Genomic DNA, 21,962 nt, shown 5'->3' with positions numbered 1-21,962 from the left:
ATGATGAGACGCTCAGTATTGCTGATTAATATTTGCTGGAAAATCCCCCAACATTGAATCAAACGAAAAAATTATTCGCATAAAAACAGTAACTTAAATCAACTTCATCAAGAGTGGTTCGTTAAGGCATAGGCATTGCTTTTGTTAGAAGCTAAGTCCGCTAAACTCCTAGATGTATCATGCAAACAGACCATGAAATAACGGCCACTACGCATTATAGCGATGCCACTAAGCGTTTCTTGCTTGCCGCTAAACGAGCTGAAATTACTGTGCTTGAGCAGCTATCCAGCAACTGCCGCATTGTTATTTCCGTTCGAAACATGGTGCATGCCCTACAGCGGGAGCGTGGTGCCACCAACATTTATTTAGCGTCTAAAGGCGAAAGATTTTCGCAGCAACGTGCTACCCATATTGAAGCCAGCTGTGAAGCCGAATCTATGTTGCGCAGCCAACTTAAATCATTGTATTTAACCGAAAGTCATGACACCGCAAACCCTCGCTTATTAAGCAGCATTACGTTAGCGCTTCAAGGTATTGACTACCTCCCGGTTCTTCGTGAACAAGCGAAAAAACTCACGCTGTCTCCGTTAGACTCCACCCGCGCTTATTGCCGCTTAGTGGCAGGGCTACTTACGGTAATTTTTGAAGCGGCAGACATTGCCAGCGATCCAGTAATTACCCGCCTTTTAGTTGCACTATTTAATTTCATGCAGGGTAAAGAGTATGCAGGGCAAGAACGTGCATGGGGGGCTATTGGCTTTGCAGAGACGCATTTTGATAAACGCCTGTGCGACAAGCTCAGCGCACTACAGCACGCTCAGCAACATCACTTTACCGTGTTCAATGAATTCGCACGGACTTGCCATAAAGACGCCTACGAGCTTTTAGATGACAGCCCTGCCGCACATGATATTAATCAATTACGGAAAATGATTGCACAGCTTGCTGATGGTAGCCCCATTGCGGCTGAAATTAGTGAAGTGTGGTTCGATGTAGCCACGCGGCGTATTGATGCAATGCAAGAAATTGAAAATAAGCTGACCGACAGCTTAACGAAAGAAGCGCAAACCAAAGTAAGTAACGCCCATCATGAAATGAAAAACCATCAGCGGTTAATTGAAAGCTTTACCGATGAACACGCACAAGATGGCTCCCCCCTCACTATGCTGTTCGACCCTAGCATGCCAGGTTTGGTGGAAGACAGTGAGCTCGCGTTGCTACAGACTGATATGACTGGCTCGAGTAAAAATGCTGATATTAGCGAACAGACACAAACCTTGTCTGCACATCGCTCATTTTACGATTTATTGAGAGGGCAAGCACAGTATATTGAAGACATGAGTCGTGAGTTAGAAGAAGCTAAACGCGCCATTACCGAGCACAAGCTGGTGGATAGAGCCAAACTCATTCTGATGCAGCAATTTCAACTAAATGAAAATGATGCGTATCGAAAACTACAAAAGCAGGCCATGAATGAGCATAAAAAGCTGACCGACATAGCCGCGACCGTGGTTGAAATATCAAATAGCGCTAACCAACGCTGAATCTAAAGTAAGTTGCGGCCACGTTACTAGCCAGTTTTTCGTTTTCACCCGCTGGGTAAATACATCGCCTCTAGGATGGCGGGGGTTTATCGAAATCGTACCGGCAAAATTACTTGATAGCCCATAGGGTGCAAGCATATCAAACTTATCGCCCTCTTTATTTGGGCAAAGCCTAATAGCCACACAGGTTTCTTGTTCTATCCAATAGCTAATCGCTTCTTCACAGTCTTTATACGCGTTGTGACCGTGGTGCACATGCATACGAGCCTGATTCTTCACTTGCCAGTGGGCTGAAGGTACCTGCGCAGACAACGCATTTTCTATGTGGAGCTCTGATTCTTTTGAAGTATCTGATGGGTTGAAGTAGATAACATCGATGTCATTTAACGGCGTTGGTTTCTTATAGCCGTGACTATCATCCCATATAGCATTACGCAGAAACCCCGCCGCTAAATAACCTTGGGGTAACTGTAGCGATTTTAATGCAGCCAAGCATTGCATCCGGTATAAGTCGTGAGACATCATACGGATAACGGCTTGCTTAGCGTGTTCTGGGTTTTCTCTAGGATCGCATATGTTCACAACTTGTACCTAGTTTGGTCTTCGTATTGTGGCCGCCCTAATTTCCCCTAGCAGTTTGGCCTTCCACGTCTAGAAAACTAAGGGTTATTTCGAATGCGCAGATTTCTTTGCCATTTAATCACATAAAAACTAAACGCGGCAATGGTTCCGCCACCGAGCCACCCAGCAATGACATCGGTAGGCCAATGCACGCCTAGCTGTACTCGACTCAGGCCAATAACAAATACCAATAGTGTAGTCAGAGAATATACCCATATTTTCAATTTAACTTTTGTAATAGAAAAGCAAAAAAGCCTAGCAATACAGAAGTAAACAAGGGTAGACATCATGGCATGTGCAGATGGAAAGCTTTGCGTTAATACGGTAACTTGATGGCCAGACAGCGGCGGCCTAGGGCGGTCTATACCGACTTTAAGTACAAAGGTAATCACCAATCCTGCAGCTACCGCTATTAATAGCGTAAATGCTTTATTGGGATGCCCGGTTAATTTCAAAAAACCGGCGACGGCAAGTGAAAAAAAGATAAGTACTTCGTTACTGCCAAGCGCAGTGAAATTTTCAAAGAAGCGTTGAATCACCCCGGGCATATCGTCCCACACCAGAATCTGAATGACGGCGTTATCGAAAGGCGCTAGAACCTGCATAGAAGCAAATAGCATTAGCAGCAAAAAGCCCCCCCCTAATAACACCACCTGCACCGTGGGTGTTTTTACTATCTGCAAATACGCGTTTACCGAACTTCTTACTTCCATGTTACCAAGCGCTCCTGTTGGGGCTATAGAAAATTAAAATAAATACTCAATTGAAAAATGAAACGAATATAAAAACGCGTTACGACTTACTGCCACCTAAACAGGCTGGCGAAGTGAGCGCTTCGCCACCTCGCGCCACCCACTCTGTTGGGGTATAAGTATGTAATGCTAGCGCATGCACAGGCCCTTTCAAGGCTTCATCGACCAACGTATTAATTTCACGATGACGGGCAATTAAACGTTTGCCTTCAAAGGCATCCGTGACCACGGTTACCTTGAAATGGCTTTGCGCACCGTCTGGAACGTTGTGCATAAAGCTCTCGTCTTCCACGTTCAACAACGCTGGCGAAAGCGCGCGTGTTAGGGTCGATTCTATAAATTCTTTAACATTCATATGAAAACTACTTGGTTGTAATTAAGTGCCGGAAAGTAAGGTTAATTCTACCACCGATATGTTTAGTCGTCTTAGCAATACCGTGCAGATATTGCGATTGAGTGGTTTCCCCCATGACTAATAGACTACCGTGCTCTAATATTTGGGTAAAACGGGCACCGGTTTCTTTGTGTTTAAACACAAAAGGGCGAGACTCACCAAAAGTGACCGACGCTACCACGGGATTAGGTCCGAGTTCAGGCTCATCATCAGCATGCATACTCATACTGTCTTGCCCATGTCGATACCAATTTGCCAACACACTGTTGAAAGGAATATGACAAACCTCAATGCATTTATCTCGAATGACCGCTAATTCAGGGGTCCAAGGTTGTGGTGCAAGCTTAATACCCGAATATTTATAAAGACACTCAGGATCACCGTGCCAAGCCTGTAACCTAGGCACATCGAGGTATTTTCCATACATACGAATGGTATCTTGTCGCCACGGCAAAGTGCTTTCAAACACACCTTGGTAGTCATTCGCTTGCTCTGAGCTAAGCCATTGCGGATAATAGCGCACCTCAGCTTCTGGCAACGGTAGCGTAATGGGTGAGTTTTTCGCTGCTTTCGCGTCAGTAAAAAGTGGTAATTGCATAACCCCCCGATAACTTTAGACAAGAAAATAATGAATACAGAATTTTCAATGGCAGAGCGCCAGTTTACCTTAATACGCTACCCTGAAAAACATCAGCACAAAAGCCTACAAGCGTGGGATAGTGCCGATGAGCTGCTTATTGAGCATGTAGAAGCGCACCTTGATGCGCTTGTTGAAGCCCTAAATAAAGCCCAAGACGAAAACCAACCTGAAACGTCATCTACCTTGGGCCCCATACTCATTTTTAATGACGACTTTGGTACCCTTGGATGTTGGTTTACGCAGTATAGTCCTATTTGGATTTCAGATTCGTATATTAGCTTGCGATCATTACAAGAAAACCTTAGGCGTAACCATTTAAAACCGGTTATTGATGAGGAAGGTGCGCTAACGTCACCCGTAACCAGTTTAACCAGTGTTGAAAGTCTTACTTTCATGCCAGAGAGTGCCCCAAGCGTTATCATGCTTAAAGTGCCGCGCACGCTAGCGTTACTTGAACAACAGCTTATCGATATTAAACGTTATGCAGCGCCTGGTACGCATATTGTGGCGGCAGGTAAAATAAAAGCCGTGACCAAGTCGGTATCCGCCTTGTTCGAGAAAATCATTGGCCCTGCTAAAACATCCTTGGCAAAGAAAAAGTCGAGATTGGTTTTTAGTACCCTTGATGAAAGTATTGCCCCCATCCCTTCGCCTTATCCTGAAATATGGAAATGTAAGGGCGCCACAGGCCAAACTTTTACACTTAAAAATCACGCGAATATATTTTCTCGTCAGTCATTAGATATTGGTGCCCGTTTAATGCTTGAGCATATGACGGTAAGTGCTAACGAAACCGTGGTCGATTTAGGCTGCGGCAATGGAATATTAGGCGTAAACGCTTTAGCCTTAGCAGGCGACTGCAAGGTAATATTCATTGATGAGTCTTTTATGGCAGTGGAAAGTGCACGATTAAATGTACTTGAGAATTTTCCAGACAAGATTGATCAATGTGAGTTTATGGCCAGTAACTGCCTTGAGAGCTTGCTAGAGCAGCAACAATCGCCTTGGGTAACTAAGATATTGTGTAACCCCCCTTTCCATCAACAAAATGCCATTACCGACCATATTGCATGGCAAATGTTTAACGATTCGAAACACGCGTTAGTAAAAGGTGGCCAGTTAGTGGTGGTTGGAAACAGGCATCTTGAACATCACGTTAAACTTAAACGCATGTTTGGTGGTTCAGACGTAATGGCAAGCGACAAAAAATTTGTTATTTTGGGCACCGCTAAACGATAAGGAATGCACATGTTAAAACCGCTTATAACGGCCTTAATCTTCTCAGCTTTCGTTTTTACGTCTGCAGCAATTAGCCCTAATGCATTGGCGGCTAAAAAAGATGATGGCTCACAAATTCAGCCTGATAACTATTACCCAAGAGTTAAAATTGAAACCACCATGGGTGATATTGTGGTGGAATTAGACCGTCGCCGCGCGCCCATTACCGTGAATAACTTTTTACGTTATGTAGACAAGCGCAGTTATGAAAACACCATTTTTCATCGTATTGTGCCGGGGTTTGTGGTGCAAGGCGGAGGCTATACCACCGATTTTGAAGGTAAGTCTAACTACCCTGAAATATTCAATGAGTCGGGAAATGGGCTAACCAATGACTTACACACCATCGCTATGGCTCGGCAAGATGATCCGCATACTGCAAATCGTCAGTTTTTCTTTAACGTTAATGACAACGAAACGCTAAACCCAGGGCGAGACTGGGGCTATGCGGTGTTTGGCATGATTGTAGAAGGTGAAGATATTGTAGATGCGATGTCTGAAGTAGAAACCGAGTATTCGCTAATGCTAAACACCAACAATGTACCTATTGAACCTATCATCATTAAAAAGGTTACGGTGCTTCCACCGTTCTAACGGCTAGCGAAATCACTGTTGCGCCAGAATAGGGTTTGAACCGGTGTGGACTTATCAATAAAGTAAGGGCCGCGTTTTTCAAACCCTAGCTGGTGTAATAGATGTTGAGAACGTGCGTTTTCGGGGTGGGTAGAGGCGGTAATGAAATGCATATCTTCTTCCATCTCCACCCAATCAATAACCGCTTTAGCTGCTTCTATCGCAATTCCCTGTTTACGCGCACTCGGTAGCAGTGCAAAGCCTAAATCAGGGCAGCTGAAAACAAAGCGATTAATAAGCCCACAAACACCATAAGGCGCGTTGGTTTTCTTATTTCTTATTGCCAATAAGCCATATCCCCACTCATTAACCTGCGCGTTAACCCGGTCAATATAATCAGCGGCATCTTCAACGCTCGCCACCCCACGATGACCAATAAACTGCTTCCATAACGGGTCTTGGTGCATTTCAACTATCCACAGTTTATCTGCTTGCGTCAGTGGGCTTAATTCCAACCGTTCAGTTAGTAACAACATGAATGAGTACGCCTCTGTGTGGGTTGTTTTACCTTTTTTAGCAGCGTGTCTATTTGCGTTAAATGTTGCTTAGAAATAGCGGCGGCTCTCGGGTAAACAGGATTTGATCTGTCATCAATACTAGGGTGATTCCACCCATGGGTGTGTTCAATAAAAGCGGTAGCTTCACTTATTCCACCATGCTCTAAACAGCCCACAAGACAGGTATCAATGTAGGTTTGTGAAACAGGAAAGTCGGTGCTGGGGTGATGACAAAGTAAGGTTTCACATAACCAGAGTTGATGATGGCTTAACGCATCGCGAAGCGCAGGGGTGAAAGAAGGTTGATTGCACAAGGAGGAACTTACATGTTCGATTGCACTGGCTGGTACTTCGACAAAGCGGTAGTTTTTTTCTCGCGCGCGTAATGAAGGGTTTACTTCGGCGGGAATAAGCTGTGCATTTAATTGAGATGCTTTATCGGCAACGGCGCCTACATAGGTTTGCTTTTCTTGCAGACTACGGGTAACCCATGCGCGCTTAAAACCTGAAACACGCACGGGTAAACCTTGAGTATATATTTGGGAGTGACGCTCTCGGGAATCTCGACTAAGCAAACTGCCGTAACCTAGCACAATATGCTTACTTTTTTGGCTAGCTAAGGTAGCTAACCAACTGTCTTTCACTGATTCTTTCACCGATTCTGCCTTTACGTCTACCAAGCGCACCCCGTTTTCGCTGCAATATTAGAACAGCGCACGTACTCCTAGCGTAAGATTACGGCCAGGTAGTGGCGCCTGATCTTTCAAAAATGATGTATGAACGCGAGCCTCTTCGTCTGTTAAATTGTTTCCTTTTGCATAAACAATCCACTCAACGCCTTGGCCGCCAAATTCGTACTGAACACTAGCATCTAACAAGGTATAACCATCGGTTTGTGTCTCGTAAGACGCAACGTCGTCTTGGTCATCATACCAAGTTACGCCAACATCAGCACTTAGCCCATTGCTCACATAACTGATGTTACCACCAAATCGCATAGGTGGCGTTCGAGGCAGGTTATCATCATCAATTTCTGCGTTAATGTAATCGCTAAATACCGTCACGCGTACTTGCGCGTTTATATCGTAGTAGGCTTCGGCTTCTAAGCCCCAGATATCCGCATCAGCTTGCTGGAAGTAGTAGATAGGTGTGCCTTCTTCTTCATGGCCTTCCTCTTCTTCTTCCTCGTGATCTTCGTGCTCTTCAGTTATTGCCAATAACCCAGTATTCGTTTGATAAATATAATCATCCGCTTGGTTATAAAACAATGAAACCGTATAACCCCAATCGCCGGTGAATTTACGGAAAGTAACATCGATATTAGTGCTAACTTCTTTTTCTACGTCTTTTAAGCCTTCTTCAATATGACCGTCTTCATCTAAGTCAAAAACCAAACCTAGCTCGTAGCTTTGTGTGGCCAAATGCTGACCTGCAGAAAACAGCTCTTGTTGGCTAGGCGCACGCTCACTACGTGAAAGTGTAGTGGCAATTGAGCGACCTTCTGCATATTCCCAGTTTAAACCAGCAGATAAAGACGTACTGGTGAAGTCATACTTATTGAAGCTATAAGACGTGACTTGCTCTTCATGTTCTTCGTGATCCTCTTCTTCTTCATGCTCTTCTTCATCAGCATGGGTCACTTCAAGAGATAATTCACTGTCATCGGCATCGTATTCGGTGTATTCAACACGACCACCTAATTCGAAGGTCACATCACCCACGACTTTTTGCTCTACAAGGTAGACAGCATAGTTAGAAGAGGTATTTGCAGGGGTAAAGGCTTCTTCCCCCTCTGCTTCATAATCACTGTGTTGGAATTGAACACCTAGCACACCATGCCAGCCATCCACTTCTTCGTGCGACACTGAAGCGCGAATATCGCTAGATTTGTTAGTGAAGATAGTCCCTTGCTCGCCATCTTCAATTTCAACATGTTCGTAATCGGTATAAGCCGCGGCAAACTTCGCATTGGTTAACCCTCTGATAGGTGAATGCCATTCGCCTGCCGCTTGATAACGTGTCATGTCTACGTCAATCAATACGCCTTCTTCTTCGTGCAACTCTTCATCATGATCTTCTTCATCGTGAGCTTCGTCGTCATGATCTTCATCATCGTGCTCTTCTTCATGTTCGTGACTGTGACCAGGCACGCCATAACGGTTATCAAGTTGCTCTACCGCAAAGCCAAAGTAACCTTCCTCACCAATATAAGACAAGCCAGCCGTTATATCGCTGGTTTCCATCGCAGTGCTTTCTAATACACCGTATGCTTCGTCTTCATCAGGCTCTACTGAGGCATAACCAGGAATATCAGTGTCATCTGTGTTACGAGAGTAACCATCGATATGCCATGCAAAGTTACCGCTGCCACCAGTGATATCACCGCGAGCGTATTTACCGTTATCTACTGTGCTGTAGCTAACTTCAGCCTCGCCTTCAACACCGTCCATTTGATGTTGCACAATACGCTTATCAACAATATTAACCACACCGCCAATGGCGCCGCTTCCATATTGTAATGTTGCAGGACCACGAAGCACTTCTACTTGTGTGGCACTTGCCAGGTTGCTCGTGACGTTGTGGTCAGGGCCAACACGAGATACATCAGAAACATCTAACCCGTTTTGAACAATTTTAACCCGTGGGCCATCGTTACCACGAATAATTGGGCTACTTGAAACTGGGCCAAAGTACGTGCTTTGTACCCCAGGCGTATTCTTTAAGGTTTCGCCTAATGTAGGCGCTTCAATACGTCTAAGGCGCTCTGCTCCAATCACGGTAACGGGCGTAACAGACTCAAGCACTGAAGATTGTAATGCAGTAGCCGTCACAACAATATTTTCAACTGACGAAGGGATAAGTGAAAAATCAACGGTTTTGTCACCCACGATTTCACCAAGGTCGTTGTCACCATGAATATATTGGCTTGAAAATACGTGAAGATGTACATGAGTTTGCTTAACATCGCTAAAACGGTAAACACCATTTTCATCGGTGGTAACGACTCGGCGAGTACCTTCAATGCTAACCTCGGCACCTTCAACGGGCTGACCTGATACATCGGTAACTTTACCGCTAATAACAGTCGCAAAGGATGGAGACGAAAGTAGACCTGCTATCGTAAGACTTAGCAGTGAACGCATTTTCATAACGGTTTCCCTAACAAATTTTTATTCATTTTGACCATTTGCATGGTCACTTTTGTGATGTTATAACATTTTGTAGGTTAGGGCGTTTATTGTCAATGGCAACTTGTCTATGATTTAACTTCATTCAACGACAATGTTTATTATGTAAATAAGTAATTGATTAGTGTACGCAGCGCTCTGGGTTAAGCGGGTACTGATAAGATCTTGAACCAATAATATCTGAGACTGAAAATAAAAATTTACGCCCTACTCACTGGAAAGTTAAGCACCTCTTTAATATGCGACGCGCCTAATTTAAGCATTAACAACCGATCTATACCTAACGCTACCCCTGCGCAGTGTGGCAAGCCGCTTTTCAGCGCAGACAAAAATCGTGTATCAATGGGCTTTGTAGGCTGGCCATTGCTGCGACGCTTTTGATTGTCGTGCTCGAAGCGTTGCTTTTGTTCCGAAGCCTCGTTTAATTCATGAAAGCCATTCGCCAACTCTGCCCCTTTAAAATACACTTCGAATCTGTCGGCAGTACGTGAGTCTTGTTTATTGATACGGGCAAGAGATGCTTGTGAAGCAGGAAACCCAAACACAAAACATGGCCGTTCTTGGCCAATAACCGGTTCAATCGCCGTTGAAAACAGCAGTTGTAGTTTACTGTCTTTATCAAGCTGTTCAGGGCTTGAAATATCGATAGTGCAGTCAGCCATTTTAGCCAGAAGCATCTCATCTGTAGCGGTTAGCGGGTCAATACCCAACTGAAATTTAAACACATCTTGATAACTGATCATCTCGCCGGTATCTGTGCCTAGCGTTTGTATTAATAACGCATCAACTTCCTGCATTAGGGCATGATGGTCGAAGCCCGGTCGATACCATTCCAGCATAGTGAATTCAGGGTTATGCCAGCGCCCTTCCCCTTCGTGTCGAAATGCTTTGCAGATTTGATAAATAGCACCACTTTGGTCACACAATAGGCGCTTCATAGCAAATTCAGGTGAAGTCTGCAGGTAAAGGTCTACCGGTGCGCCATCCTGCGAATGATTGAACTTTGTAAGGAATGCATCGAGATGTTCATCGGTTACCGTGCCGCTGGACAATAATGGCGTTTCTACTTCTAGCACATCTCGGGTATAGAAAAAGTGTCTTATGCTACGCAGTAAATTGGCTCGCGCAATTCGAGAATCATGTGATGAGGTAGGGTGCCAGTCGTTCATGAACAGAGGTGTCTTTGCTTATTAATAAGGATGATGACAAATATGATAAACAGCTTTGGGGCTATCGATTAGCAAGCTTTATTTGGCGAATAACGCATAGGAAAAAATGCGTAACAGTAAGCGAGTTACCGATGCCAAATACGGCATCGGCTAACTGCAGCTGTTTCTTATTTCTAACTTACTTTTGTTACTTACTTTTGCGCGCGAGACGCATACTCACCAGAGCGAGTATCTACTTTAATCACTTCACCTGTTTGCACAAACAAAGGAACACGTACTACTGCGCCCGTTGTTAGTGTAGCTGGCTTACCACCTGTACCCGCTGTATCGCCTTTAAGGCCTGGGTCAGTTTCAGTAATTTCAAGTTCAACGAAGTTGGGTGGCGTTACTGTAATTGGCGTACCGTTCCACAAGGTGATAACGCACACATCGTTTTCTACCAACCACTTAACACTATCGCCTACTGCTTTTTCGTCAGCCGCGATTTGTTCGAATGTTTCGTTGTTCATAAAGTGGTAGAATTCGCCGTCGGTGTACAAGTAAGCAAGCTCAGTGTCTAAAACATCTGCGCCTTCTACTGACTCACCAGAGCGGAAGGTTTTTTCTAAAACCTTACCTGAAATAAGTTTACGAATTTTAACGCGGTTAAATGCCTGACCCTTGCCCGGCTTCACGTATTCGTTTTCTAAAATGTTACAAGGTTCACCGTCCAGCATGATTTTCAGGCCGGCTTTGAACTCGTTAGTGCTGTAATTAGCCATAATTCCTCTGTCTAAACATAAGGTACAAAAAATTTCGTGGAACAAATAATACCTAAAAAAGCGATTTCTGTAGAGCATAACTGGCAAAAAGAATTAGCTAATAGCTTTACCAGCCCTGAAAAGCTGTTGTCTTTTTTAGATTTACCTAGCAAAGATTACGAACAAGACAGTAAAGCACGACGCCTTTTTCCTATGCGTGTTCCTCGGCACTTTGCCTCGTTAATGGAAAAAGGAAACCCGAACGACCCGCTTTTTCTGCAAGTGATGCCGCTTAAACAAGAGTTTAGTATTGAACCGGGTTACACGAAAGACCCATTAGAAGAACACGACACTGCTGGTAAAGGTTTGCTACATAAGTACGACTCTCGCGTATTATTAATGGTACGTACTGGGTGTGCGGTTAATTGCCGTTATTGCTTTCGCAGACACTTTCCTTATGCCGATAACGCGGTAAATAATACCCAGTGGCAAGAGGCATTAGAATACATTGCGGGCAACCCAGCGATTAACGAAGTGATTTTTTCGGGCGGCGATCCGCTAATGGCAAAAGATGATCACCTAGCCGCATTAGCAAAAGAAATCGCCGCAATACCTCATATTAAACGACTTCGTATTCACACCCGTTTACCGGTTGTACTACCCGAACGCCTCGATAATGCTTTTTTTGACTGGTTTACTCAGCTGCCTATTCAAAAAATACTCGTGTTGCATGTTAACCATGCGAATGAAGTATCACCAGCACTTAAGAGCCGCTTAGAGAAATTGCGCACTCACGGTGTTACCCTGTTAAACCAATCGGTGTTACTAAAAGATGTGAATGACTCAGCAGATGCATTGTGTGAATTAAGTGAGCGTTTATTTGATGCGGGGGTTCTGCCCTACTATTTGCATGTACTTGATAAAGTACAAGGGGCAAGTCATTTCTATGTAAGTGACGACATGGCAAGACAGATTATGCAAGAAGCGATAAAGCGCCTACCAGGCTTCCTTGTGCCTAAACTCGTTAGAGAGATAGGCGCTCAGCCTGGCAAAACGCCTATCGACTTACATTTACATCCCTGACCTTAAGCGAAAGTATCTATATTTGCGCCTACCGCTGGGTTAGAAGATGTTGATTTTGGTACGTCAGCTGAATTTTCTAATAGCTGAAGCGCCGCTTTTCCTTCTTGCTCTTGTTGCCCTTTGGCCAACTTAAGCGAAGCGAGTTCAAGTGACGCACCGGACGTTCCAGAGGCACTAGCACCTTGTAGATCCATACCGTTTTCCTTTGTTGCTTGAAGCAAAGTAAAAAAATAGGCAAAATTGCCCACCTTCGAGGTTATCGGCTCAGTATGCTGAAACTTTAATCTAATTTTACACTGCTTTTTAGGCAAAATTTGTGAGACGTCTTTTTGAGGCGCTTTTTGAGGATATATATGCAAGCTATTCACCAGCAACTTCAGGATACTATCCAGACCCTTTACCGAAAGGCGGTAGATGCGGATCAGGCATTGGATCGTTTGCAAAAAGACAGTCAAGGCAAGTTTGCCGCCATATTTGCTGAAGATAGTCCGTTCACCACACAAGCAAAACGCTTTGGCCCTTATGTAGAAGAGATTGCGTTAGATTGGCAAGCTTTGAAAGACATGACAGAGGAAGAAGCAAAAGCAGCTCTGCCCGCACTGATTAAAAAGATTGAATTGGCACTCACTACCGTATCTCAATTTCAGCAGTCGCTAGCAAGTAAATAGACGAGCATTTCAATGCTGAAAATACCGATGCTGTCTTGGCTCACATCTAAACTAGCATGCTTGTTTTTAGGTTTGGGGGCTAGCGCAAGCTATTAGTGTTCCCCGACCTCACCCGCTTCAATTTGATTTATTAAATTCCCTTCAGCATGCGCCTTCTGATACATAGGCACTTGTTTGATAAGGCGCTTAATCTCAGCCACTTCATTTAAATAAGCTTCACTGTCTACACGTCCATACTTCTCGGTAAACGCTTGCTTACTTAATCCTTCAGGAAAGGCTTTTATCGCTGGAACAATATCGGAATCAGATTGGATTCGTGCCACAGCATTTTGCGTACTTTCGGCATGCTCAGGCATGGTCGCCACTCGGGCAAATTGTGAGCCCGACATGTCGGCACCTAAATCCACAAAACTGTAGCCTGAACCACCTGTGCCTCTGTCCATTAACTCTTTAAATTCACCAATTGCCCACGACATGTCTTGCTCGGCAAGTAACTCTAGGGCGGCGGAAATAATGAAATGACGGGCTAAGTCGTTACGCTCTAGTAAAATAGCAGGGGCACGAGGCTTTAATGCTTTTGTCGGATCGGGCTGTAAGTCGCCCACTAAGCTACCAATACGATAGTGCCCCACATACGCTGCAAGAGCCAAAATCACCGCTTTGTTATGTAGAGCAGCCTGTTGTGCAGAATTACTCTGCTCTCTTGCACGGGCCATACCTTCCCGTAAGTACTCAATAAGAGGCACTGGCTGCTTTGATAGCGCTAAATCTCGCCCTGAGATGTAACGCAAATAATAAGCCGCAAGGGTTTGAAGCTCTGTTTCTTCTTCTACGCCCATATTGTTAGAAACCACGGTAAGCTCTTCTAACAAAGAGGCCAGTGGCGCAGTATGTAAAGACACCTCACCGCGGCGCATCGTCACTTTTTCAACCCGCGTCAGGGCAATAGTGGCAATTTCAGACTTTGTCCAATAATTTATACCCTTTTCAGCAAATGCTAGCATGAGAGGCCCAGACAAAGACAAATCGCCCACACTAATATAATCAATTTGCAGGCTGTCGCCGGGTAAAATCAATGCTGATACATTGAAATATAAATCAACACTACTGGGTGAAAAGGTAAAGGTAATAGTACTGCCCACTTCGGTAACGTTCACTACGCCACTAAAATTAGGCACGGCTCGCTGCAATACGCCTACTAAGCTTTCAATTTGGGTTTCTGTCAAATGAATAACGTGGTTAGAACTGCGCTCAGTGAACGCATTTTGTAACTGAGACAGTAAGTCGTTCACGCTATCTGCGCCATCTAATTGGTTTGGTGCACTAGCCACCACTAACGGCGAACGCTGAACCACAGCAACGCTCACCCCTATCAATATGATAAAAGTAACCACGAATACAGTAACGATAACACCAAGAACCCAACGACCCACACTTCTCATGATTTAATCACTTCCCCAAACACCATGAATACATACAACCGTGACATTACCAGCACGCTACGTTGTGAAGAATAGAAATAGTAGCTAAATCTAGTGTTTATGACTAGCGACCTGTGATCTCTTGTTCCACCCATAATTGTAAGCTTTCGTAACGGGAAGTGGCGTTGGTAAAATCGTGGGTAGCCGATTGCGTAGTAGGAATAACTACACACGCTAATTCAGCCGACAACGCCGACTGCATGCCAGTGTGAGTATCTTCAATGGCAATACACTGGGCTGGGGATACACCTAACTTCTCCATTGCTAACTGGTAGCAATCGGGTGCAGGTTTACTGTGAGTAACATCTTCTACCGCCACCACACATGAAATGTAGTTAGCTAGGCCATAATCAGTCAATGTTTTTTCAACTGATAATGTACTTCCCCCCGTTACTATCCCTATGGTGTACCCTGCATTTGCGCACGCCTTGATGGTTTCAGCAGCGTGTGGCATAAGTGGGAAAGCTTGCTGAGAAAGATACGCTTCAATTTTTTCGTGTTTCTTTTTGGCCAATTGCTCAGGGGTTTCGTCTAATGAGAAATGCTCAACGACATCTTTGGCATTTTGCTTAACCGGTATACCCGCCATTGCTTTGCAGTAAAATTCATCTGTTAGCTCTGCACCATAACTGGCCACTATTTCTTGCCACAGTGCAAAGTGGACGTGTTCTGAATTAATCAAGGTACCATCGTGATCAAACAATAGCGTGGTAGTGTTATTGGAAACGGAAGAATTTGCCATCGGTTCACCTCGAATATGAACAAATATTAAAACGACTTTTCGACTTCTTGCGTGAAAGATTGTTGAAAAATGTAGTGGTAACTGTACTTGAAAAAAAGAACCTCCAATCAGGAGGTTCTAGATAGATTGTCAGACTAAATACCTAACGTGTTAGCGTTCGGATTAACGATGCCCGCAGTTTTTTGGAAAACAAAATATCTCGTTTAGTCCACGGTAAGCTTTGCTCACCATCAACTTCACTCCACCGCTCAAAAGACGCACGTGGCGATAGCATGCCTTGTTCGTTAACGCCTTTTTCCGGTTTACCAGCCCAGTGTGTTATTTGCGCTTCGGGCTGTCTAAAAATATACAATCGTGCTTTGGCTAATTCGTAGTTCATACGAATTAGCATCACGCCTCTTACATTTTCTGGGTCTAATGTCTCTAGCCCTGTGTACTGGCGAATATCTTGTGTATGCAGAATCACATCAGAGGTGTCTGACTGAAAGACTTTATCGATACGCTTTAGTTGCCTTTTATCATAACCATCATCGTTACTGAAAAACCACTCCCCATTAATAAAAATGGCCGCCCCGCATGCGGTGAAATCTCGCTTTACGTCTTCTAGGAAAGCTTGGGTTGCTTGGGCATCTTTCAAGCGAAGCTTATGCGTAATGGCGCCAACCTTCTCGTCCAAAGATGTCAGTAATTGCAGGCGCTTTTTCGATTTGTGCGTGGAGTACACCATAGAAAAATACTTAACCAGCATTTCAGCTTGATGGCGCAATTGCGCATCAATGTGCGATTCGGTGCTATTGTGACAGGACACTATGCCCCACAGCTTACCGGTTTGAATGATAGGAATAGAAAATGACGTAGCCACCCCCATATTTTGCATGTATTCGCCATGAATTGGCGACACACTTCGTAAGTCTGAGTAAGTTAAGTTTAGCGGTTGTTCTGCTTGATTCAGAAAGTGAGCTGGCGGTGTAACACTGCTAGCAATATATCGTGACGGATTCTCATAATACATTTGACGGGCAATAGCAGGTATGTCCGATGCTGGAAATTTTAGTCCGAGATACTTCGCTGCCCCTTCAATCACCTTTTCGGCCACGACTTCGCCGCTCCAAAGCTCATTAAAGCGATAAAGCAGTATACGCTCACAGGGCAAAAACTCATCAAGGGTTGAGATAAGTTGCTCCCAAAAATCTTTATCTTCCCAATGCTGTTCGATAGTCGGAAGTATTGAGGATCTTAATTGTAAGTACTGACGCTGAGAGACGTTGGTAATACTAGATTCTATCTCAATTAAAATACCTTCGTCGCTACGATGGCTTCTAAAATTCATCACATCATCGTTGACGGGCTCGTTAAAGGCATAAGCTCTGTCGCCAGGCTTTGACCCTAAGTTATACAGTAAACTTAACGGCAACCAGTCGAGTGATTTTACCGGGCAGCCCACCAGTTCAGAGGGCGAAAGTTGAATGAAACGGGCCAAATTACTGCTAGCCGCAGTTACCTGTAGGGATTCACTATCGATAAAAAACGCACCACCAAATTGCTGTACCTTGCCACTTAAGTGCAAAGCCTCTTTTTCGCAATTTTCAACCAAGGTGTCCATCTCAGCATCGTGTTTATTTAGGGTAATCGTATCAGTGTTCATAATCTTGTTAGCTAATTTTTTTATTAAGCTCTAAGCAAGTAAGCATAGGTGAAAGAACCAGCCCCTGTACCACATCGCACCCGATATCTCGTAAGTATTCGAGTTGTTGTTGAGTTTCAACTTTATCCGCGATGATTTTAAGGCCTAGGGCTTTTCCTGCATTAACCAATGCTTGGATGAGTTTGTATGTGTCTTTGTTGTCGCTAGCGTCGGCCATTAATCGGCTGGAAAGCTTAATTTCACTCGCACCGCTTCGCTGAAGCTGAGATATCGCACTGTTGTACAGACCATAGTCATCTATACTGATCATACTGCCCATGGCGGCCAAAGTCTTCAACCGATGGAAAATTCGCTCTTCACCACTTTCAATATCTTTTTCTGATACTTCGAATTTAAATAGGCCTGCGGTTAGTTCATAACGCTCAAGTACTGCCACAAAGTTTTTAATAAAATCAGATGTAACCAACTGCGCTCCAGATAAATTAATCGCTATGGCGGGCAGTTTACTACCAAGCTGAATATATTGAGCAATTTCTCGCGCTACCAACTCAACCGCATGAAAGCCAATTGTTTCAATCAGTTTTCCACGCTCGGCAATATTAATAAATGACTCAGCATTGAGTACTTCACCGTCGCTATTTTTATAGCGCAACAATGCCTCGGCGCCAACTATGACGTTCGAAGTAGACTCGTACTGTGGCTGGTACACCATAGAAAACTGTTTACCTTCTAGCGCCACTTTAAGCTGTTTCTCAACTTCTAACCGCGCCAATGCCTGTTCTTTCATCTTAGCAGTAAAGTACTGATATTGGTTGCGACCAGAAGATTTTGCTAAATACATGGCTTCATCTGCGTGCTGCAAGAGTACTTCTGAGCTGATCCCATCAGCAGGGTAAACGGCGATACCAATGCTCGCAGAAACTGAAATAGAATGGGTAGATACATCAAACTCGTTTTGAACCTGACTGATAATACGCTTTGCAATATCATCAACCTCGTCAATATGAGATGCCGATATTAGGGCTACAAACTCATCGCCACCTATTCGTGCCAACATATCTGTGTCGCGAATACATTGTTGCAGACGCTTCGTGACTTGCTTGAGTAGCAAATCGCCTACCTTATGGCCCAAGTTATCGTTAACCGGCTTAAAGTTATCTAAATCAACAAAGAGTACACCGCATAATTGTTTGCTTCGCTTCGCCCCACTAATCATTAATTCCAGGCGTTCAAGCAACACGGTTCTATTGGGTAGCCCTGTAAGCTCGTCATGGGTAGCGAGATATTCAATACGGCGCTGCATATTCTTTATTTCGTCAATATTACTATAGGCCGCCACGTAGTTAACAATATCGCCATTGGCACCTTTCACCGCATTAACCGTTAACCACATTTTTACGTGGCTACCATTTTTAACTTTGTTAATGACCTCACCTTGCCAAAACCCTCGTTCATTCAACGAGGCTTTCATTGCTACAAAGAAATCTTCGGAGTGCTCCCCTGATTCCAGCATTTTTGGCGTTTTGCCAGTTAACTCTTGCTGAGAAAAGCCCGTCAACTCAGCAAACGTTTCGTTAGTGGTAAGAATGCGCTGGTTTGCATCGGTGACAAGAATCGCTTCACTGGTACGTTCAAATATCTTGCCGGCTAAACGTAATTGTTCATTGGCATGTAGCTCTTTTGAAATATCAGTTGCTTGTGTGCAAATTGATTTAATCGTGCCTTCGGCATCAAAAATAGGGAATCGCACACTTTTTATAATAACTTTACCGGCCCGTAAGGTGAACTCATCAAGGGTTTCTACCGGAGACAAGTTACGCATAGTATCTAAGTCTTTTTCACGGAACTGACGAGCCGTATCTCGCTCAAAGATTTGAAGGTCGGTTTTGCCAATCACATCCTCTGCGGTTACGCCAAAGACGTCCTCAAACCGCGAGTTAACAAACTCATATCGGCCCGCATTATCTTTAAGTGCAATTAACGCCAATGAGTTATTCATGATAGATAGAAGCTGCTCTTGGCTTTTTTCAATTCGCTCGTGGGCAATAACCAACTCTGAATTATCAATAATAACTAAAATAGCCCCAGTGATGCGGTCTCGGTTGTTTAGAATTGGCGTAATGAACACATTGTAAGTTTCTTGGCTAGATGGCTTGATCACCATGCTGGTATTTACCCCATTGCGCAGGGTTTTACTTAAACGCTTTTCAATGTCTTCAAAATAGTCAGGGAAATTTAGCGAGTACATCGGCTTTTTAAACGAACCGTTATTCAAGTGAAAACGGCGATTGGCGGCGTCATTAGTTCGGCTTAAACAGGTATCAGTATCAAATACCAAAATTGGAAAATCTAACGTGTTGTAAACGCTCATCAATTCACTGTTTATCGCCCCTAAATCAGCAGACTTACGCATGCTTTCTTCATTGACGCTAATGAGTTCTTCGTTGGTAGCCTGAAGCTCTTCATTAGTAGCTTCAAGTTCTTCGTTATTCGCTTGTAGCTCTTCATTAGCAGCCTGCACTTCTTCATTAAGTGCCTGCATTTCTTCTGCAGAGGCAGCCATTTCTTCGGTAAGCGTTTGTAGTTGCTCACGGGCCGCAATCAACTCAGCCACATCAGCCTCATTGTTTGCCACTGCCTCTTTAGGCTCGACATCAATAATAGTGTCGTCTTCGTAAAAATTAACCAAGTAATGCTGAGGACTTTGATTTTCCAGAGGCAGTACCCGTAACTTCCACAGTTGACTGTCATCGTCAGCCAATCGCTTAGCTCGGCTTGTCGCTATTTCACCTGTTCGACTTGCCTTATTTACGCAAGAGATTAAGTCTGCGGCAAAAGGCGCAGCAATCAGTTTCGATAAGTTAAGATCGGGCACCCCAGATGGAAAAGTAATAAAGCGTTGTAAGTTGCCATGCGAGTGCAAAATGGCAAATCTTTCACTTATTAGTAAACTTGGGCCAAAACTATCTAGAACGGAACGAGTGAAAATATTTTCGTAGCTGTTAGTGATAGCCGTTTTCGTTTTGGTGATATCTACATGGCTTTTTAACATTTTCGGGAGTGCGGGAGGCTTAGACGCCTCGCTTACTTTAAAAACTCTACTGCGCCTATCAAGGGCAACAAACATATCTTCTGTTGAGCCAATCGATTCAGACTTACCTAGAAATAGAATACCTTCTTTGGTTAGCGAGTAGCGAAACAGCGATAAAACCCGCTGCTGCAATTCGCTGTTAAAGTAGATAAGTACATTTCTAAACGACACCATATCAAGGTGTAAGAACGGCGGATCGCGAGTGATGTCCTGACGAGAAAAGGTGATCACATCACGCAGTCGCTTTTGCGGATAATATGCATTGTCTGCATATCGAAAGTATTTGTCGGTTAAATCCGATGAAAGGCTCGCTATGGCTTGAACAGAATAAGCACCTTTACGAGCAACTGAGAGCGCATTTTCGTCGATATCAGTCGCAAAAACCTGTAAGTTGGCATCAATACCCTGCTTCTCAATAGCTTCTAGAAACAAGATGGCTAATGAATATGCCTCTTCCCCTGTAGCACATCCTGCTACCCATAACCGAATAGCGTCGCCACTGTTTTTACGCTCTACAATACTCTCAATATGTGTATTGATAGCTTTAAATGCCGTGTTATCCCTGAAAAAGTCGGTAACTGAAATCAGTAGCTCTTTCGACAACGCAATGACTTCGTCAGCGTTATTATCTAAATAAGCCAGATAAGACGGCAAATCTTCAGTTTGTGTGGCAATTAAACGGCGGTTCACTCTGCGCAATAAGGTCGACTGTTTATAAAAACTGAAGTCTATTTTTGTAGCCGTTCTTATCTTTCCGTAGAGCTCACTCATTAATTCACTTCGAGTGTCTTCCTGCACAGCTAAGAAATTGCGTGCTATGTTCTGAGAAATATGTGCTATTTCTTGCCCCATTTCTTGGGGCTCAAGAATTGAATCCAGAGCCACATTTTCGAGAGCTGCTTTGGGCATGCCATCATACTTTGCTGAGGCAGGGTCTTGTACAAAGGCAAATCCACCCACGCTTTTAATAGCTTTCAGCCCTCTGGCACCATCGCTGCCAGTACCCGATAAGATAACGCCAATTGCGTGATCGCCAATTTCATCAGCTAATGATTCAAACAAGAGGTTTACGGAGGGCTTAGGAGATAGTTCATCCGGTGATTTATCGAGGTGTAAATACCCCTCTTTGTATTTAAGGTGGTAACCCGGTGGGCCCACATAAATGGTGTTTGCTTTAATTTTGCAATGCGGCGTAGCCTCAACCACAGGGTATTCAGTTTCTCGCGCCAATATTTCCGTCATTTGGCTTTTATGGGTAGGAGATAAATGCTGAGCAATAATAAAAGACGCATTGATGGCTTTTGGTAATTCGCTTACCAAGTTGATTAATGCTTCTATTCCACCCGCTGAAGAGCCTACGCCAACAATAAAAGGAGCTATCTCAGGCTTAGTCACCCGCGATGACGGTAAAGATTCCATACTACATTTAGCTCCGTTTGAGTTAACTGAATGCCAATGCGAACACTCAGTAATTGCGGCATCTTCACCGCATCTAATACGCTTACTATACCAGTAACTAGCACTCCAGAAATATACTAAAGTCTAATATTATTACGTTAAATAAAACGTGTTATGCGCCTAAAAGGTTCAAAAACCCCAATGTTGATGCTGAAAACTAACGTAAAAATCACGATAACTCGCTGGTCTTAGATAAATAATTTATCAATATTATTTGATAACTATTTCATCACGTTAAATATAGTTTTGAACTCGAGGCGCTAAACAGGAAGATATTAGTGAAGGGGAGCAGCAAAGAAGCTTGAAAGTAATGGGTAAATGCATACTTATTGATAGGC

19 protein-coding genes are annotated in these 21,962 nt (G+C 43.9%); 5 read left to right on the top strand and 14 right to left on the bottom strand.

The window, feature by feature from the left end:
- Nucleotides 1-179 precede the first annotated feature (179 nt).
- Nucleotides 180-1,544: a nitrate regulatory protein gene (locus KYS23_RS00155; RefSeq protein ID WP_159528648.1), complete on the top strand. Its 1,365-nt coding sequence runs from the start codon at nucleotides 180-182 to the stop codon at nucleotides 1,542-1,544.
- On the opposite strand, the gene KYS23_RS00150 is transcribed toward KYS23_RS00155, so the two are convergent.
- The 4 genes from KYS23_RS00150 to KYS23_RS00135 all read right to left on the bottom strand — a co-directional run bounded on the left by KYS23_RS00150 (nucleotide 1,521) and on the right by KYS23_RS00135 (nucleotide 3,909).
- The gene (locus tag KYS23_RS00150; protein ID WP_232370566.1) at nucleotides 1,521-2,126 is read right to left on the bottom strand and encodes a nucleotidyltransferase family protein; all 606 of its coding nucleotides are present in this window, start codon (nucleotides 2,124-2,126) and stop codon (nucleotides 1,521-1,523) included. The genes KYS23_RS00155 and KYS23_RS00150 overlap by 24 nt on opposite strands.
- Nucleotides 2,127-2,203: 77 nt before the next feature.
- Nucleotides 2,204-2,878 carry a phosphatase PAP2 family protein gene (locus tag KYS23_RS00145; RefSeq protein ID WP_218417867.1) on the bottom strand — a complete coding sequence of 225 codons (675 nt, stop codon included), beginning with the start codon at nucleotides 2,876-2,878 and terminating at the stop codon, nucleotides 2,204-2,206.
- 79 nt (nucleotides 2,879-2,957) lie between these two features.
- Entirely contained in the window at nucleotides 2,958-3,272 is a 315-nt protein-coding gene (locus tag KYS23_RS00140) for a BolA family protein (protein ID WP_159528644.1), read from the bottom strand.
- Nucleotides 3,273-3,279: 7 nt separating this feature from the next.
- A complete protein-coding gene (locus KYS23_RS00135; RefSeq protein WP_159528642.1) occupies nucleotides 3,280-3,909 on the bottom strand; it encodes an alpha-ketoglutarate-dependent dioxygenase AlkB family protein in 630 nt (209 codons plus the stop codon).
- Between the two features lie 30 nt (nucleotides 3,910-3,939).
- Between KYS23_RS00135 and KYS23_RS00130 the strand changes: the two genes are divergently transcribed.
- Nucleotides 3,940-5,190, top strand: coding sequence for a methyltransferase (locus tag KYS23_RS00130; RefSeq protein ID WP_218417866.1), 1,251 nt, complete (start codon nucleotides 3,940-3,942; stop codon nucleotides 5,188-5,190).
- A 9-nt stretch (nucleotides 5,191-5,199) separates the two neighbouring features.
- Complete coding sequence (locus tag KYS23_RS00125) at nucleotides 5,200-5,823, top strand: peptidylprolyl isomerase (RefSeq protein ID WP_159528638.1); 624 nt, start codon at nucleotides 5,200-5,202, stop codon at nucleotides 5,821-5,823.
- Here KYS23_RS00125 and KYS23_RS00120 read toward each other — a convergent pair.
- The 5 genes from KYS23_RS00120 to efp form a co-directional block, all read right to left on the bottom strand.
- Nucleotides 5,820-6,338, bottom strand: a complete 519-nt coding sequence (locus KYS23_RS00120; protein ID WP_218417865.1) for a GNAT family N-acetyltransferase — start codon at nucleotides 6,336-6,338, stop codon at nucleotides 5,820-5,822. The two genes, KYS23_RS00125 and KYS23_RS00120, sit on opposite strands and share 4 nt — an antisense overlap.
- Nucleotides 6,326-7,039 (bottom strand): gamma-glutamylcyclotransferase family protein, encoded by a 714-nt coding sequence (locus tag KYS23_RS00115; protein WP_159528634.1) that lies wholly within the window; start codon nucleotides 7,037-7,039, stop codon nucleotides 6,326-6,328. Before KYS23_RS00115 ends, KYS23_RS00120 begins: the two co-directional genes overlap by 13 nt.
- A 24-nt stretch (nucleotides 7,040-7,063) precedes the next feature.
- Entirely contained in the window at nucleotides 7,064-9,508 is a 2,445-nt protein-coding gene (locus KYS23_RS00110; RefSeq protein WP_218417864.1) for a TonB-dependent receptor, read from the bottom strand.
- Between the two features lie 239 nt (nucleotides 9,509-9,747).
- Nucleotides 9,748-10,716, bottom strand: a complete 969-nt coding sequence (epmA, locus tag KYS23_RS00105; RefSeq protein ID WP_218398087.1) for an elongation factor P--(R)-beta-lysine ligase — start codon at nucleotides 10,714-10,716, stop codon at nucleotides 9,748-9,750.
- 191 nt (nucleotides 10,717-10,907) lie between these two features.
- Nucleotides 10,908-11,477 (bottom strand): elongation factor P, encoded by a 570-nt coding sequence (efp, locus tag KYS23_RS00100; protein ID WP_013785484.1) that lies wholly within the window; start codon nucleotides 11,475-11,477, stop codon nucleotides 10,908-10,910.
- Nucleotides 11,478-11,513: 36 nt separating this feature from the next.
- On the opposite strand from efp, the gene epmB reads away from it, so the two are divergent.
- On the top strand, nucleotides 11,514-12,539 hold the full coding sequence (epmB, locus tag KYS23_RS00095) for an EF-P beta-lysylation protein EpmB (RefSeq protein WP_218417863.1): 1,026 nt from the start codon (nucleotides 11,514-11,516) through the stop codon (nucleotides 12,537-12,539).
- A gap of 2 nt (nucleotides 12,540-12,541) precedes the next feature.
- Here epmB and KYS23_RS00090 read toward each other — a convergent pair whose 3' ends face one another.
- On the bottom strand, nucleotides 12,542-12,733 hold the full coding sequence (locus KYS23_RS00090; RefSeq protein ID WP_013785486.1) for a hypothetical protein: 192 nt from the start codon (nucleotides 12,731-12,733) through the stop codon (nucleotides 12,542-12,544).
- Between the two features lie 159 nt (nucleotides 12,734-12,892).
- Between KYS23_RS00090 and KYS23_RS00085 the strand changes: the two genes are divergently transcribed.
- A complete protein-coding gene (locus KYS23_RS00085) occupies nucleotides 12,893-13,207 on the top strand; it encodes a hypothetical protein (protein ID WP_159528626.1) in 315 nt (104 codons plus the stop codon).
- A gap of 92 nt (nucleotides 13,208-13,299) precedes the next feature.
- On the opposite strand, the gene KYS23_RS00080 is transcribed toward KYS23_RS00085, so the two are convergent.
- The 4 genes from KYS23_RS00080 to KYS23_RS00065 all read right to left on the bottom strand — a co-directional run bounded on the left by KYS23_RS00080 (nucleotide 13,300) and on the right by KYS23_RS00065 (nucleotide 21,585).
- Nucleotides 13,300-14,649, bottom strand: coding sequence for a YfiM family lipoprotein (locus KYS23_RS00080; protein ID WP_159528624.1), 1,350 nt, complete (start codon nucleotides 14,647-14,649; stop codon nucleotides 13,300-13,302).
- Nucleotides 14,650-14,752: 103 nt separating this feature from the next.
- Nucleotides 14,753-15,430 carry an HAD family hydrolase gene (locus KYS23_RS00075; protein ID WP_159528622.1) on the bottom strand — a complete coding sequence of 226 codons (678 nt, stop codon included), beginning with the start codon at nucleotides 15,428-15,430 and terminating at the stop codon, nucleotides 14,753-14,755.
- Nucleotides 15,431-15,572: 142 nt separating this feature from the next.
- Nucleotides 15,573-17,075 carry a GAF domain-containing protein gene (locus tag KYS23_RS00070; RefSeq protein WP_218398091.1) on the bottom strand — a complete coding sequence of 501 codons (1,503 nt, stop codon included), beginning with the start codon at nucleotides 17,073-17,075 and terminating at the stop codon, nucleotides 15,573-15,575.
- 7 nt (nucleotides 17,076-17,082) lie between these two features.
- A complete protein-coding gene (locus tag KYS23_RS00065; RefSeq protein WP_218417862.1) occupies nucleotides 17,083-21,585 on the bottom strand; it encodes a chemotaxis protein CheB in 4,503 nt (1,500 codons plus the stop codon).
- Nucleotides 21,586-21,962: the final 377 nt, after the last annotated feature.

It is taken from the genome of Alteromonas lipotrueae (assembly GCF_019249255.1).
GTDB lineage: Bacteria > Pseudomonadota > Gammaproteobacteria > Enterobacterales > Alteromonadaceae > Alteromonas > Alteromonas lipotrueae.
The sequence above is the reverse complement of the archived record's forward strand: the minus strand, read 5'-3'. Positions and strand labels throughout refer to the sequence as shown.

Excerpts from the sequence above, each read along its gene's own strand:
- KYS23_RS00070 (WP_218398091.1), bottom strand. The coding sequence starts at position 17,075 with ATGAACACTGATACGATTACCCTAAATAAACACGATGCTGAGATGGAC.
- KYS23_RS00090 (WP_013785486.1), bottom strand. The coding sequence starts at position 12,733 with ATGGATCTACAAGGTGCTAGTGCCTCTGGAACGTCCGGTGCGTCACTT.
- KYS23_RS00085 (WP_159528626.1), top strand. The coding sequence starts at position 12,893 with ATGCAAGCTATTCACCAGCAACTTCAGGATACTATCCAGACCCTTTAC.
- efp (WP_013785484.1), bottom strand. The coding sequence starts at position 11,477 with ATGGCTAATTACAGCACTAACGAGTTCAAAGCCGGCCTGAAAATCATG.
- KYS23_RS00075 (WP_159528622.1), bottom strand. The coding sequence starts at position 15,430 with ATGGCAAATTCTTCCGTTTCCAATAACACTACCACGCTATTGTTTGAT.
- epmA (WP_218398087.1), bottom strand. The coding sequence starts at position 10,716 with ATGAACGACTGGCACCCTACCTCATCACATGATTCTCGAATTGCGCGA.
- KYS23_RS00145 (WP_218417867.1), bottom strand. The coding sequence starts at position 2,878 with ATGGAAGTAAGAAGTTCGGTAAACGCGTATTTGCAGATAGTAAAAACA.
- KYS23_RS00120 (WP_218417865.1), bottom strand. The coding sequence starts at position 6,338 with ATGTTGTTACTAACTGAACGGTTGGAATTAAGCCCACTGACGCAAGCA.
- KYS23_RS00065 (WP_218417862.1), bottom strand. The coding sequence starts at position 21,585 with ATGGAATCTTTACCGTCATCGCGGGTGACTAAGCCTGAGATAGCTCCT.
- KYS23_RS00080 (WP_159528624.1), bottom strand. The coding sequence starts at position 14,649 with ATGAGAAGTGTGGGTCGTTGGGTTCTTGGTGTTATCGTTACTGTATTC.
- KYS23_RS00110 (WP_218417864.1), bottom strand. The coding sequence starts at position 9,508 with ATGAAAATGCGTTCACTGCTAAGTCTTACGATAGCAGGTCTACTTTCG.
- KYS23_RS00135 (WP_159528642.1), bottom strand. The coding sequence starts at position 3,909 with ATGCAATTACCACTTTTTACTGACGCGAAAGCAGCGAAAAACTCACCC.
- KYS23_RS00130 (WP_218417866.1), top strand. The coding sequence starts at position 3,940 with ATGAATACAGAATTTTCAATGGCAGAGCGCCAGTTTACCTTAATACGC.
- KYS23_RS00155 (WP_159528648.1), top strand. The coding sequence starts at position 180 with ATGCAAACAGACCATGAAATAACGGCCACTACGCATTATAGCGATGCC.
- KYS23_RS00140 (WP_159528644.1), bottom strand. The coding sequence starts at position 3,272 with ATGAATGTTAAAGAATTTATAGAATCGACCCTAACACGCGCGCTTTCG.
- KYS23_RS00125 (WP_159528638.1), top strand. The coding sequence starts at position 5,200 with ATGTTAAAACCGCTTATAACGGCCTTAATCTTCTCAGCTTTCGTTTTT.